The sequence below is a fragment of the Streptomyces sp. NPDC101191 genome (genome assembly GCF_044767915.1).
GTDB lineage: Bacteria > Actinomycetota > Actinomycetes > Streptomycetales > Streptomycetaceae > Streptomyces.
In genome coordinates this window covers 158,544-172,264 of sequence record NZ_JBIWOU010000013.1, presented here as the reverse complement: position 1 = coordinate 172,264, position 13,721 = coordinate 158,544, and the positions used below count along the sequence as shown (strand labels likewise).

At 70.2% G+C, this 13,721-nt stretch carries 11 protein-coding genes and 1 tRNA gene; 6 read left to right on the top strand and 6 right to left on the bottom strand.

What is annotated here, in order from left to right; translation table 11 throughout:
• The first annotated feature begins 451 nt into the window (after positions 1 to 451).
• On the top strand, positions 452 to 1,672 hold the full coding sequence (locus tag ACIRQF_RS35620; RefSeq protein WP_376638319.1) for an acetyl-CoA C-acetyltransferase: 1,221 nt from the start codon (positions 452 to 454) through the stop codon (positions 1,670 to 1,672).
• A gap of 310 nt (positions 1,673 to 1,982) precedes the next feature.
• Positions 1,983 to 2,852 carry a hypothetical protein gene (locus tag ACIRQF_RS35615; protein WP_404098829.1) on the top strand — a complete coding sequence of 290 codons (870 nt, stop codon included), beginning with the start codon at positions 1,983 to 1,985 and terminating at the stop codon, positions 2,850 to 2,852.
• A 14-nt stretch (positions 2,853 to 2,866) separates the two neighbouring features.
• Here the strand turns inward: ACIRQF_RS35615 and ACIRQF_RS35610 are convergent, their stop codons facing one another.
• The gene (locus ACIRQF_RS35610; RefSeq protein ID WP_376638317.1) at positions 2,867 to 3,193 is read right to left on the bottom strand and encodes a hypothetical protein; all 327 of its coding nucleotides are present in this window, start codon (positions 3,191 to 3,193) and stop codon (positions 2,867 to 2,869) included.
• Between the two features lie 100 nt (positions 3,194 to 3,293).
• Here ACIRQF_RS35610 and ACIRQF_RS35605 point away from each other — a divergent pair, with 100 nt between their 5' ends.
• Positions 3,294 to 3,524, top strand: a complete 231-nt coding sequence (locus ACIRQF_RS35605) for a DUF4287 domain-containing protein (RefSeq protein WP_376638316.1) — start codon at positions 3,294 to 3,296, stop codon at positions 3,522 to 3,524.
• A gap of 74 nt (positions 3,525 to 3,598) precedes the next feature.
• On the top strand, positions 3,599 to 4,159 hold the full coding sequence (locus ACIRQF_RS35600; protein WP_376638315.1) for a TetR/AcrR family transcriptional regulator: 561 nt from the start codon (positions 3,599 to 3,601) through the stop codon (positions 4,157 to 4,159).
• A gap of 139 nt (positions 4,160 to 4,298) precedes the next feature.
• Here the strand turns inward: ACIRQF_RS35600 and ACIRQF_RS35595 are convergent, their stop codons facing one another.
• Together ACIRQF_RS35595 and ACIRQF_RS35590 are read right to left on the bottom strand one after the other, a co-directional pair.
• Positions 4,299 to 5,198: a Bax inhibitor-1/YccA family protein gene (locus ACIRQF_RS35595; RefSeq protein ID WP_376638314.1), complete on the bottom strand. Its 900-nt coding sequence runs from the start codon at positions 5,196 to 5,198 to the stop codon at positions 4,299 to 4,301.
• 134 nt (positions 5,199 to 5,332) lie between these two features.
• A tRNA-Leu gene (locus tag ACIRQF_RS35590) sits at positions 5,333 to 5,414 on the bottom strand.
• Positions 5,415 to 5,846: 432 nt separating this feature from the next.
• Between ACIRQF_RS35590 and ACIRQF_RS35585 the strand changes: the two genes are divergently transcribed.
• Entirely contained in the window at positions 5,847 to 6,617 is a 771-nt protein-coding gene (locus ACIRQF_RS35585; RefSeq protein WP_376638313.1) for an ABC transporter ATP-binding protein, read from the top strand.
• A gap of 58 nt (positions 6,618 to 6,675) precedes the next feature.
• Positions 6,676 to 9,204, top strand: coding sequence for an ABC transporter permease (locus ACIRQF_RS35580; protein WP_404098824.1), 2,529 nt, complete (start codon positions 6,676 to 6,678; stop codon positions 9,202 to 9,204).
• Between the two features lie 67 nt (positions 9,205 to 9,271).
• Here ACIRQF_RS35580 and ACIRQF_RS35575 read toward each other — a convergent pair whose 3' ends face one another.
• From ACIRQF_RS35575 to ACIRQF_RS35565, 3 genes are all read right to left on the bottom strand, one after another.
• Positions 9,272 to 10,471: a phospholipase D-like domain-containing protein gene (locus ACIRQF_RS35575; protein ID WP_404098822.1), complete on the bottom strand. Its 1,200-nt coding sequence runs from the start codon at positions 10,469 to 10,471 to the stop codon at positions 9,272 to 9,274.
• Positions 10,472 to 10,587: 116 nt separating this feature from the next.
• A complete protein-coding gene (locus tag ACIRQF_RS35570) occupies positions 10,588 to 11,901 on the bottom strand; it encodes a class I SAM-dependent methyltransferase (RefSeq protein WP_382485256.1) in 1,314 nt (437 codons plus the stop codon).
• A 171-nt stretch (positions 11,902 to 12,072) separates the two neighbouring features.
• Entirely contained in the window at positions 12,073 to 13,452 is a 1,380-nt protein-coding gene (locus ACIRQF_RS35565; protein WP_389753916.1) for an NAD(P)/FAD-dependent oxidoreductase, read from the bottom strand.
• Between the last annotated feature and the right edge of the window lie 269 nt (positions 13,453 to 13,721).

Sequence of the window (13,721 nt, the reverse complement as noted above, 5' to 3'; positions counted from 1 at the left end):
GGGTGTCCGGACTGCGAGCTTCCCTTCGCTTCGCTCGGGAAGGTCGCCGCCACGTCCGGACACCCCCACCCCCGCTCCGGCCCCGCACCCCTCCCCGCCGTCGTCGGCCGTCCGGCCCCGGGACCTTCCCCGCCATCATTGGCCGTCCGGCCCCGGACTCCTTCCCGCCGTCGTTGGCCGCACTGCTCCGGGGCCTTCCGCGCCGTCGTCGGCCCTCCGTCCTGTGCGGAGGGCCCGGACACCTTCCCGCCGCCCTCGGCCGTCCGCCCTATGCGGAAGACCCGGACCCCTTCCCGCCGTCGCGCGGCGCGGGACACTGGGTGGTGGGGCGCACCGACTGAGCGGGCGCTTAGAAAAGAGGTCCGCATCACAGTCCGTCCCCGGTGACCACGCGCGGTACGTGCAGGTAACTTCCCTTTCAGTCCGCCCACCCAGACCTCCTGGAGCCGTGATGCCCGAAGCCGTCATCGTCTCGACCGCCCGCTCTCCGATCGGCCGGGCCTTCAAGGGCTCCCTGAAGGACCTGCGTCCCGACGACCTGACCGCCACGATCATCCAGGCCGCCCTCGCCAAGGTCCCCGAGCTGGACCCGCGCGACATCGACGACCTGATGCTCGGCTGCGGTCTGCCCGGCGGCGAGCAGGGCAACAACCTGGGCCGCATCGTGGCCGTGCAGATGGGCATGGACCACCTCCCCGGCTGCACCGTCACCCGCTACTGCTCCTCCTCCCTGCAGACCTCCCGCATGGCGCTGCACGCGATCAAGGCGGGCGAGGGTGACGTCTTCATCTCGGCCGGTGTCGAGATGGTGTCCCGCTTCGTGAAGGGCAACTCCGACTCGCTGCCCGACACGCACAACCCGTTCTTCGCCGACGCCGAGGCCCGCACCGCCGCCGTCGCCGCGTCCGAGGGCTCCACCTGGCACGACCCGCGCGAGGACGGCCTCGTCCCCGACGCGTACATCGCCATGGGCCAGACCGCCGAGAACCTGGCGCGCTGGAAGGGCGTCACCCGTCAGGACATGGACGAGTTCGGCGTGCGCTCGCAGAACCTCGCCGAGCAGGCCATCAAGAACGGCTTCTGGGAGCGCGAGATCACCCCGGTGACGCTCCCGGACGGCACGGTCGTCTCCACGGACGACGGCCCGCGCGCCGGTGTCACCCTGGAGGGCGTCTCCGGCCTCAAGCCGGTCTTCCGTCCCGACGGCCTGGTCACGGCCGGCAACTGCTGCCCGCTGAACGACGGCGCCGCCGCGCTCGTGATCATGTCCGACACCAAGGCGCGCGAGCTGGGCCTGACCCCGCTGGCCCGGATCGTCTCCACCGGCGTCTCCGGCCTCTCCCCCGAGATCATGGGTCTCGGCCCGGTCGAGGCGTCGAAGCAGGCCATGCAGCGGGCCGGCCTGACCTCGAGCGACATCGACCTGGTCGAGATCAACGAGGCCTTCGCCGCGCAGGTCATCCCGTCCTACCGCGACCTGGGCTTCGACCTGGACAAGGTCAACGTCAACGGCGGCGCCATCGCCGTCGGCCACCCCTTCGGCATGACGGGCGCCCGCATCACCGGCACCCTCATCAACAGCCTCCAGTTCCACGACAAGCAGTTCGGCCTGGAGACCATGTGCGTCGGCGGCGGCCAGGGCATGGCCATGGTCATCGAGCGGCTGAGCTGAACCTGAGCTGAGCCTGAGCGGAGGGTAGGGGTCGCCCGAGGAACGAGGGCCCTTGCTCGCAGGATGAGCACGCGGTCTCCACGGAGAGTGGCCGTCAACCGCCCCGCGTCCAAGCCGTGACCGAATCTCCCCCAGGATGTGACATACGTCCCGGGGGAGAGTTGTTTTCCCAGGTCACCGCCGCAACGGGACTAAACACCAGGCACAAATACCTGTCCATTTCGTGACGTAATGCACTGACAGGTGGCGGCACCCCACGACAAGCTGATGTAGGAAGTCGGGGGATCGACTCGGAATCGGGAGTACGTCAGTGAGCGCACTGTCTCTTGCCCTGCTGGTGACCACGGCCGCTGCCACGGCCGTGGGTGCCGCCGCCTTGCACTCCGCCCACGCTCTCCGTAAGCAGGTCACCGCGCTGCGTGGCGAACTCGCCGCCGCGCGGGGCCTGTCCGTGCCGGCCGCCCGTCAGACGCCCGCCGCCGAGATACGGGCCGCGGTCGCCGAGGCCCTGGCCGAGGAGCGCGAGCGGGAGCTCGCCGAGGCGCGCGCCTTCTGGGCCGCGCAGGAGGCCCGGGACGCCGCCGACGCCCCGTCGCTGCTCGGCGGTCCGGCCGAGGAGGGTCCGTACTACGTGCCGCGCCAGGCCGACTTCGTGGGCCTGGAGGCGATGGCGCTGGAGGCAATGGAGGCGGAGGCCGCCGCTCTCGACGGGCGTGAGGGCCGGGACGCCCAGGACGCGCTCGACCCCTTCGACAGCTTCGCCGAGCTGGAGGAGTTCCCCGAGCACCCGGAGGACTCCCCGGAGCTGGCCGCGGCCCGCCGTCGTCACCCCTCGCACCCCGACTTCGTGCCGGTCCGTACGCCGGTCGTCACCGACCACGAGCGCACGGTGGCGCGCCTGGAGGAGCTCGCCGACACGCGCACGGCCCTGACGGACGTCCGCCCCGGCCCGCTGGGCACGCTGGACGTGTACGTCTTCGCCGACGGCACCACGCTGTGTATGACCCCCGGCCACCGCGAGACCGCCGAACGTCTCGCCGAGGCGCTGCGGGCGGGCCGGGCCCCGGTCCTGCTCGGCGGCTCGGGCGTCTCCGGCGCCTACGCCCTGACCTTCTCGTGCGGTGACGCGGCCGAGGACAACGTGTACATCCTCGCCGACCGCGTGATCGCCAGCCTGTAAGCCCGCTCGGCGCGCTAGAGCCCCGCGCGGGCCTCCGCGGCCCGCACCAGTCCCACGGCCTCGTCCAGCTCCCCCTCGGGGGCGTCCGGGGCCGTTCGCAATGTTTCGGCCAGATCCGCGGCGGCGACCGCCAGTTGGTCGGCGACCACGAACACCCCCGCGTCCGGGATGGTCCGCGGCTCCCGGTCCGGGAACTCCAGCCGCTGCGCCCGGACGGCCAACTCCCTGGCCAGCGCCAGCCCTTCGGCGGCGGCGCCGCGCTGGAGCCGGCTGTGCGGGGCGGCCCGCAGCCGGTCGGCGAACCGCTCTGCGGCGGCGGTCAGTTCACTCGTATCGCGCACCCCGCGACCCTACGCGCCGTCCGGGGACCATTGCCAACGGGCGAACACTGGGGCACGGTGGCGTGAAGGAGCACACGGCACAACGCGTCCGGAGGCGCCGATGTCCCACACCTTCTCCGAAGAGACCCATCGCAATCTGCTCGCCCGCATCCCGCACTGCACCGGTCGTGAGATCGCCGACTGGCTGAAGGCCGTCGAGGACGGCCCCTCCCTCATCCGCTTCGAGGAGATGGTCAGCTGGCTGCGCGGCGAGCACGGTCTCGCCTACGGCCACGCCAAGGCGATCATCCACGAGTACGACCTCCGCCGGGCGGCCCGCCGCATGCTCTGACGGACCGGGGGGCCATCGTTCTCCCGCCCGGTTAGAGTGGGAGAACGACGGTTCTCTGCGAGGGGTGACCGGTCATGGACGCCGAAACCGCCGAGCTGAGACTGCTGGAGACGGCCGAGGCCCTGTTCGACGAGAAGGGCGTCCAGGCCGTCGGGATGGACGCCATCCGCAGCGCGTCCGGCGTCTCGCTGAAACGCCTGTACCAGCTCTATCCCTCCAAGGACCATCTGGTCTGGGCGGTCCTCAAGCGCCGCGACGGCGCCGTCCGCGAGGCGATCGCGGCCCACGGCACCACCCACGCCACCAACCCCTACCAGCGTGCGCTGGCGGTCTTCGACTACCTCGGCGACTGGTTCGCCGACCCCGCCTTCCGGGGCTGCGCCTTCATCAACACCTTCGGCGAGATGGGCGGCATCTCCCCCGACATCGCGGAGATCGCCCGCGGGCACAAGCAGGCCCTGCGGGACTACTTCGCGGAGCAGACCGCCGCCATGAACGCCCCGCCCGCGCTCGCCGACCAGCTGGCCCTGCTGGCGAACGGCGCCATGGCCGTCGCGGGCATCCAGGGCACCTCGGAGCCCGCCGTGCAGGCCAAGGACGCCGCCAGGGTGCTGCTGGACGCCCATGTGTCCTAGGCCGTTTCGTTCGGATCAGGCCGGGGCGTTCCGTGCGGGCGACCGGTGTGCGGCAGGGGCGCCCGCCCTGGTCCCCGGGAACGGCGGAAGGGCCCGCCCGGCGGATGCCGGACGGGCCCTTCCCGGGTCACACGGTGCGTCAGTCGTCGCCCTGGAGGATCGACAGCAGGCGCAGGAACTCCATGTAGATCCACACCAGGGTCATGGTGAGGCCGAAGGCCGCCAGCCAGGACTCCTCGCGCGGAGCGCCGTAGGTGATGCCGTCCTCGACCTGCTTGAAGTCGAGGGCCAGGAAGCAGGCACCCAGGATGATGCCGATGACGCCGAACAGGATGCCGAGGCCGCCGCTGCGGAAGCCGAGGCCGTCACCGCCGCCGAAGACGGCGAAGAGCATGTTGACCGCCATCAGCAGCACGAAGCCGATCGCGGCCGCCATCACGAAGCCGTAGAAACGGCGGGTGACGCGGATCCAGCGCATCTTGTAGGCGATCAGCACGCCGGCGAAGACCGCCATCGTGCCGAGCACCGCCTGGGGAACCACACCGTCGGCGACGTACGTCGACACGGCGGCGGAGATCACCCCGAGGAAGACGCCCTCGAAGGCCGCGTAGCCGAGGATCAGCGCCGGGGACGGCTTGCGCTTGAACGACTGGACGAGCGACAGGACCAGGGCCACGAGGCCCGCGCCGATGCCGATGCCGTAGGACTTGCCCAGGTTCGCCGGGTCGACCGGCAGCAGCAGCCAGGCCAGCACTGCGGTGAGCACGACCGTGCCGAGCGTCATCGCCGTGCGGCTGACGACGTCGTCGATGGTCATGACGTTGCCGCGGGCCTGCTGCGGCGCGCCCAGGGTGTCCTGCGGCGCGTAGGGGTTGGTCGCGTACGGGTTCGCCGCACCCTCGGCGTACGGGTTGCCGGTGGCGTACGGGTTGGTTCCAACGGCGGGGCCCCCGGCCTGCGGCTGCTGCGCGTTGAAGCCGGCGTAGCCGTTGTCGCGGCTGAACCCCCGTCGCGAGAAGACCGGGTTGCTGCTCCTCATCTCACTCCTTCATGGCCGCACTGCGCGGCCTTGCGTCAAGAGTAATGCGAAGGCAAAAGGAACTCCCTCGTGCTCGGGGAGGATCTTTATACGATCGTGTCGATGAGCGCCGAGGGATCGCCGAGGCGAGGGGGTGCCCGGAACCGGATTCGAACCGGTACGGCCTGAAGGCCAGCGAGGTTTAAGCTCGCCGTGTCTGCATTCCACCATCCGGGCGTCGCGCGAAGCTCCGCGTCGGCACACGAGCCTATCGGGGCGCGTCGCCCGTTCAGCGGAACGCCTGCCCGATGTTGTCTTATTTTATTGACACCTGAGGGGGTGTCAGTGCAGGTGGGGGCCCCTCTGACGAAGTGTGACCTGGGTCGCGACCGCAAAGGCGAGGCCCCCGGATTGACGAAAACTCGCCGCCTGACGCCACCACACTCTGTCACCTCGCCCACACGGCACGCCCACGCCTCGGGCACATCCCGGGCACACCCGAACGGGGTCGGCGCCTCAGGGTCGGCGTCATACCTCAGGATGAGGGCGCACCCCGGCGGTCCGACTCGAGACTGCCCCGGGAACGGGCACGTGGACGGACGTCCCGCGTCCCAACGTTCGACACGATGGAGTGGTTCCCGAACAGTCGCAGTGACAGGAGTCGCCGTCGTGACCACCACCCCCACCGTGCCCCGCGCCACCGCGGTGGCCGCCCGCGCCACCGACCTCTCGAAGGTCTACGGACAGGGTGAGACCCAGGTGGTCGCTCTGGACCGGGTGACCGTGGACTTCCGGCAGGGCGAGTTCACCGCCATCATGGGCCCCTCCGGCTCCGGCAAGTCGACCCTCATGCACTGCGTCGCCGGTCTCGACTCCTTCTCCTCCGGCTCCGTCCGGCTCGGCGACACCGAGCTCGGCACCCTGAAGGACAAGCAGCTCACCCAGCTGCGCCGGGACAAGATCGGCTTCATCTTCCAGGCGTTCAACCTGCTGCCGACGCTGACGGCACTGGAGAACATCACGCTGCCGATGGACATCGCCGGCCGCAAGCCCGACAAGCAGTGGGTGCAGTCGGTCATCGACATGATCGGCCTGTCCGGCCGGCTCGGCCACCGCCCCTCGCAGCTCTCCGGCGGCCAGCAGCAGCGTGTGGCCGTGGCCCGCGCACTGGCCTCCCGGCCCGAGATCATCTTCGGTGACGAGCCGACCGGAAACCTCGACTCGCGCTCCGGTGCCGAGGTCCTCGGCTTCCTGCGCAACTCGGTGCGCGAGCTCGGCCAGACGGTCGTGATGGTGACTCACGACCCGGTCGCCGCGTCCTACGCCGACCGTGTCATCTTCCTCGCGGACGGACGGATCGTCGACGAGATGCTCCACCCGACGGCGGACGGCGTGCTCGACCGCATGAAGGCCTTCGACGCCAAGGGCCGCACGAGCTGAGCCCCGGCCCCAGGGCCGCACCCGTCCTTTCCGTCCCACCTTCCGTTCAGGACACCCCATGTTCCGTACCGCCCTGCGCAACGTGCTCGCGCACAAGGCCAGGCTGCTGATGACCGTGCTCGCCGTGATGCTCGGCGTGGCCTTCGTGTCCGGCACCCTGGTCTTCACCGACACCCTCTCCAACGCCTTCCGCAACCAGTCCGCCAAAAGCTACGACGACATCGCCGTCGCCGTCTCGGCCACGCCGGACGACAAGGACCCGAACTCCGTGCCGGGCCTGTCCGAGCAGACCCGGCAGAAGATCGCCGAGATCGACGGAGTCGCCTCCGCCACCGGCCGCGTCAACGGCTTCGCCGGCGTGCCGGACAAGGACGGCAAGCTGATCGGCGCCGGCTGGTCCAACAAGGGCACCAACTTCGCCCCCGGCCGGGACGGCAAGGACTCCGCGTACTCCTTCACCTCGGGGAACGGCCCGGTGAAGGACGACGAGATCGCGCTCGACCGGGAGTCCGCCGACAAGGGCGGCTACAAGGTCGGCGACCAGGTCCGCGTGGCCACCAACGGCCCCGTCGAGACCTACACGCTCACCGGCGTCTTCACCACCGAGGACGGCGCCGTGAACGCCGGCGGCAGCCTCGTCCTCTTCGACACCGACGTCGCCCAGAAGCTCTTCCTGCGCCCCGGCCACTTCCAGGACGTCAACGTCACCGGCAAGCCCGGTGCCGACGCCGAGAAGATCCTCGCCGCGGTCAAGCCGATCGTCGGCGACAAGGCCGAGGCCCAGACCGGTCAGGCGCTCGCCGACCAGCAGGCCAAGGACATCGAGAGCGGGCTGAGCAACCTCAGCACGATGCTGCTGGCCTTCGCCGCCATCGCGCTGTTCGTCGGCGTCTTCCTGATCTCCAACACCTTCACCATGCTGATCGCCCAGCGCACCAAGGAACTCGCCCTGATGCGCGCCGTCGGCGCCTCCCGGGGCCAGATCACCCGCTCGGTGCTGGCCGAGGCCGGCCTGGTCGGTCTCGTCGCCTCCGCGATCGGCTTCGTGCTGGGCATCGGACTCGCCGCGGGCCTGCGCTCCGGCATGAACGCCTTCGGTCTCAAGATCCCGGCCGGTGACCTGGTCATCGGCGCCTCCCCGCTGGTCGCGGCGCTCGCCGTCGGCATCGTCGTCACCATGGTGGCCGCGCTGCTGCCGGGCTTCCGCGCCGCGAAGATCCCGCCGGTCGCCGCCATGAACAGCGTCCACGCGGTGGCCACCACCAAGTCCCTGGTGACGCGCAACATCATCGGCGGCATCATCACCGGCCTCGGCCTGCTGGCCATCGCCGGCGGCGCCTCCACGGGCGGCGACAGCGGCCGGATGCTCATCGGCCTGGGCGCCTTCCTCGCGCTCATCGGCGTGATCATCCTGATCCCGCTGCTGGCCCGCCCGGTGAACGCGCTCGCCCGCCCGGTCCTCAAGGCCTTCGGGGTGGCCGGCTCGCTGGCCGGTCAGAACGCGGTCCGCAACCCGCGCCGCACCGGCGCCACGGCCTCCGCGCTCGCCATCGGCCTCACCCTGGTCACCGGTCTCTCGGTGCTCGGCACCACGGTCGGCTCGGCCGTGGACCGGATGACGACGGACCAGATCAAGGCCGACTACATGATCACCATGGCCAGCGGCGACGGCCTCAACCAGGCCGCCCTGGACGCGGTGCGCAAGACCCCCGGCGCCACCGCGGTCTCCCCGCAGCAGGCCGGCTGGGTCGAGGTGAAGGGCGACTTCGCGTCCGTCTCCGGTGTCACTCCGGGCGACGTCGAGAAGGTGCTGAACCTCAAGGTGGTCGACGGCTCGCTCGGCTCGCTCGCCGACGGACAGGTCGCGGTCGCCGACAAGACCGCCGACAAGCGGGGCTGGAAGATCGGCTCGACCCTGCCGGTGGAGTTCGGCGACAAGAAGAAGGCGCAGCTGAAGGTCGGCGCGATCTTCGAGGACAGCGAGTTCGTCTCGCCCCTCGTCCTGGACGCGAAGATCCTCACCGCTCACGACCCCAAGCCGTACATCCCGCAGATCTTCGTGAAGATGGACGGCGGCCCGTCGGCCGCGGCCGAGAAGGCCGTGACGAAGTCGCTCGGCGACAACCCGGCCATGAGCGTGATGGACCAGAAGGACATCCGCGACCAGTTCGGCGGCATCATCAACATGATGCTGAACATCATGTACGGCCTGCTCGCGATGGCACTGATCATCGCGGTGCTCGGTGTCGTCAACACGCTGGCGATGTCGGTCTTCGAGCGCCAGCAGGAGATCGGCATGCTGCGGGCGATCGGCCTCGACCGGCGCCGCGTGAAGCGGATGGTCCGCCTGGAGGCCGTGGTCATCTCGCTGTTCGGCGCGGTGATCGGCATCGCCCTCGGTTCCTTCCTGGGCTGGGCGATCGGCGAGACGCTGCGGGACAGCCTGCCGCACTACGCGCTGGTCCTGCCGTGGGGCCGGATCGGGATCTTCCTGCTCCTCGCCGGTCTGGTCGGCGTCCTGGCCTCCCTGTGGCCGGCGCGCAGCGCGGCGAAGCTGAACATGCTGCAGGCGATCAAGGCCGAGTAGGGCTCGGTACGACGTGAAGGGCCGGGTTCCCGCGGGAACCCGGCCCTTCGGCGTTCGCGGGTACGGGTCAGCTGCCCGCGCAGTACGTCATCAGGTACTGGTGGTTGGCCTTGAACTGGTCGTAGAGCGCCGCATTGTCGATCTTCAGCAGGGTCTCGTCGTTGGCCCGCAGCGCCGGGTAGGTGTAGTTGTGGCTGCCGGTCCAGAGGAGCTTCCTGCCCGCCACGCCGTCGTACGTGCCCTCGACCAGCAGGTACTTGGAGTGCAGACCCGCCTTGGCGACGCCGGCGCCCCGGTCCTCGTAGCACTGGACGCGCTGGGTGAGCTTGCCCGAGATGATCGACTCGACGCCCGAGCCCATGGAGCCGGGGTAGCCGTCGTGGGCGAGGATCACCGAGCAGCCGGCGTTCTTCAGGGCGACGAGCTTGCTCGCGACCTCGTCACGGGTGAAGAGGTTGGCGGCCATCCGGATCTGGGTGCCGCCGGCGCAACCGACGTTGTCCAGGATCAGCTTGACCGTGTCGGTGGAGGCGTCGTTGTCGTACGTGGTGCCCGCGGCCTCCTTGCGGGGGAAGAAGTACGCCTTGTAGGGGCCGCTGGCCGGCGTCTTGTAGTAGTGGCTCAGCCCGGTGGCGGAGGTGCCGTAGGCCAGCAGGTCGGCGAAGTAGTCCTGGTAGATGCCGTAGAGGCCGCTGTCGACGATGGTGACGGCGTTGTTGAACAGGTCGGTGCGCTGGACGCCGGTCATGTTGGCCGAGGTCTGCACGACGACGTCGCTCGCGCCGCCCGTGCTGGAGAACAGCCAGAACTTGTTGTGGTTGATGGCGCCGTCGGCGTCGCCGGGCAGCTGCCGGGAGCCGATGCATCCGCGGCCCGCGGGACAGGCGAGGACCCAGGAGCCCTGGGAGCGGTCGGTGCCCAGCCGCGCGGCGAGGCGGTCGTACTCGCCTCCGGTCATGGTGACCGAGGTGTGGTCGACGATCACCCTGACGTTCACGCCGCGGGCCTTGGCGGCGCCGAGGGCGTCGGTGACGGTGTCCTCGGTGAAGGTGTAGAGCCCGGCGGTGATGGTGGAGCCGGCCGGCGCCCGGCCGATGAGGTCGATGACGTGGGCCCGGATGCGGTCCTGGGCGGCGGCGTCGCCCGACGGGTCGTTGAAGGTGGCGGTGGTGGTGACGGGGGCGTCGGCGGCGCCCGCGGGCGATGGGACGGCGAGCAGGCCGACGGCGGCGGCCAGGGCGATCAGCAGACGGGTGGGACGGTGCACGGTTCCCCCTCGGGTCGAGCGAATCGACGCATACATGACAAAACGGACGGCAAAGGAAGCGGGGTGCCGGTTCTCACCGGCACCCCGCCTACCCGGAGCCTGAACTTCCGAACGTATCAGCGCCCTTGGGCAGCCTCGGACTCACTCCACACCCGCGACCGCAAGGGAAGCCCCGAGGCGCCCCCGCCCCGCGTCCGCACCGCCAGGAACTGGTTCACCCCGATCCGGTTGCGCTCGAAGGAGACCGCCGAGGCCGCCATGTACAGGCGCCAGATCCGCGCCCGCGCCGGCGACGTGAACCGGACCGCCGTCTCCCACTCCGCCTCCAGGTTCGCCACCCAGCGCCGCAGCGTCAGCGCGTAGTGCTCGCGGATCGCCTCCACGTCCCGGACCTCGAAACCCGCGTCCTCAAGGGTCGTCAGCGTCCGCCCCATCGGCGCCAGTTCACCGTCCGGGAACACGTACGCGTCGATGAAGGGGTCCACCCGGTACGCCTCCTCGTCGGGCTCCGGGCGGCGCGAGATCTGGTGGTTCAGCAGCCGCCCGCCCGGCTTCAGGAGCCCGTACAGCGTGTCCGCGTACTCCCGGTACTTCACGGCGCCCACGTGCTCGGCCATGCCGATCGAGGAGATCGCGTCGTACGGCCCGTCCACGACGTCCCGGTAGTCCTGGACCCGGATCTCGACCCGGTCCGTCAGCCCCTCCTCGGCGATCCGCTTGCGGGCGAACGCGGCCTGCTCCCGCGAGAGCGTCACGCCCACGACCCGGGCGCCGTACTCGCGCGCCGCGTGGATCGCCATCGATCCCCAGCCGCAGCCCACGTCGAGCAGCCGGTCGCCCTCCTTCAGCGCCAGCTTGCGGGCGATCAGGTCCAGCTTGTCGCGCTGGGCCTCCTCCAGCGTCCCGCCGTCCGTCCAGTACGCGCACGAGTAGACCATCGACGGACCGAGCACCAGCTCGTAGAAGTCGTTGCCCACGTCGTAGTGGTGACTGATCGCCTGCTTGTCCCGCCGCTTGCTGTGCGACGCGCCGCTGCGCCCGCGCATCTCCTCCGCGGGCGGCTTCGGCGGCGGGAAGGGACCGGCCAGCTTCAGCAGCGCCCGGGCCGCCGCGCGCACCCTCGGGTCGCGCACCACCTCCAGGGCGCCGCGCGGCTCCTCGTCCCGCTCCCAGATGAACCCGGCGAGCCGGTCCAGGACCGTGTAGAGGTCGCCCTCGACATCGATCTCCCCGGCCACCCAGGCCCGGGCAAGCCCCAGCTCGCCCGGCTTCCACAACAGCCGGCGCAGGGCCCGGCGGTCGCGGACGATCAGGACGGGGCCGCCCGCAGGACCGGATTCGCTGCCGTCCCAGGCCCGCAGGCGCACGGGGAGCTTCGCTCCCAGCACGTCCTCGGCAAGTGCGGTCAGCCGCGACGCGGCGTCGGCCATGGTGCAACACCTCCGTGATCTGTGCCCCAGACATGCTTGTCACCAGGAGAACACCGTCCGTAGGCGAACCCATCCCCTCCCATGCGTAAACGCTGTGAAAAACACGCGAAGGGCCGTCCGCACCACGGATGGCGGACGGCCCTTTCGGGTTACTGCTGGGGGGCTGGGGCCTTAGGAGGCCTTGGCCTTCTCCTGAGCCGGGGCGGCCGGAGCCGGGGCGGGCTTGGCCGCCTCGTAGAACTCCTCGCGCGGCGTCTCCATGGCACCCAGGGAGACGACCTCGCGCTTGAGGAACATGCCCAGGGTCCAGTCGGCGAAGATGCGGATCTTGCGGTTCCAGGTCGGCATCGCCATGCCGTGGTAGCCACGGTGCATGTACCAGGCGAGACGGCCCTTGAGCTTGATCTTCGTCTTGCCCAGGACGATCATCGCGACGCCCTTGTGCAGGCCGAGGCCCGCGACGGCGCCCTTGTTGGAGTGCGCGTACTCCTTCTGCGGGAAGCCGCGCATGCCGGACACCACGTTGTCGCCGAGGACCTTGGCCTGGCGCAGCGCGTGCTGGGCGTTCGGCGGGCACCAGGCGTTCTCGACACCGGCACGGCGCGAGGCCATGTCCGGGACCTGGGCGTTGTCGCCCGCGGCCCACACGTAGTCGAGGCCGTTGACCTGGAGCTTCTCGTTGCAGTCCACGTGGCCGCGGGGGCCGAGCGGCAGACCGAAGCGGGCGAGCGCCGGGTTCGGCTTCACACCGGCGGTCCACACGATCGTGTTGGAGTCGACCTCGAGGCCGTTCTTCAGCACGACGTGGCCGTCGACGCAGGAGTCCATCGAGGTCTGGAGGTAGATCTCGATGCCGCGGCTCTCGAGGTGCTCCTTGCCGTACTGGCCGAGCTTCGGGCCGACCTCGGGAAGGATCTTGTCGGCGGCGTCGACCAGGACGAAGCGCATGTCCTCGCGCTTGACGTTCTGGTAGTACTTCGCCGCGTCGCGGGCCATGTCCTCGACCTCGCCGATGGTCTCCGCGCCGGCGAAGCCGCCGCCCACGAAGACGAAGGTCAGCGCCTTGCGGCGGACCTCCTCGTCGGTGGTCGAGTCGGCCTTGTCGAGCTGCTCGAGGACGTGGTTGCGCAGGCCGATGGCCTCCTCGATGCCCTTCATGCCGATGCCCTGCTCGGCGAGGCCGGGGATCGGGAAGGTACGGGAGACGGCACCCATCGCAATGACCAGGTAGTCGAACGGCAGCTCGTACGCCTCGCCGACGAGCGGCGCGATCGTGGCGACCTTGCGGTCCTGGTCGATGGTGGTGACCCGACCGGTGAGCACCTCGGCTCCACGCACGACGCGTCGCAGCGGGACGACGACGTGGCGCGGCGAGATGCTGCCGGCGGCGGCTTCGGGGAGGAAGGGCTGGTAGGTCATGTACGACCGCGGGTCGACGACCGTGACGGTCGCCTCGCCGAAGCGCATCTTCTTGAGGATGCGCCGAGCTGCGTACAGGCCTACGTACCCACCGCCTACTACGAGGATCCTGGGACGCTCCGTGGTGCTCATGCCATCGAGTATCCACCCCCTCCAGGGGGGTTGCTCGTGCGCCCCTTCACAAGGTCCGACGGCACCTCTGCTACACTCCGCCGCCCACGTGACCCAGGTCATGGTCCAGCAAAGGAACCAGGGTGTGGCGGTGGACGTTGTTCACCCCCTGTGAACTGGCCCGGAGAGCCTTCCTTAACGCTGAACCAAGGGATGCGTTCACACGATGGAAACATCGAGCGAAGTGGCCTCCATACCTGCGAAAGGGCCCTGAGGGGCCCCTCGGAGGG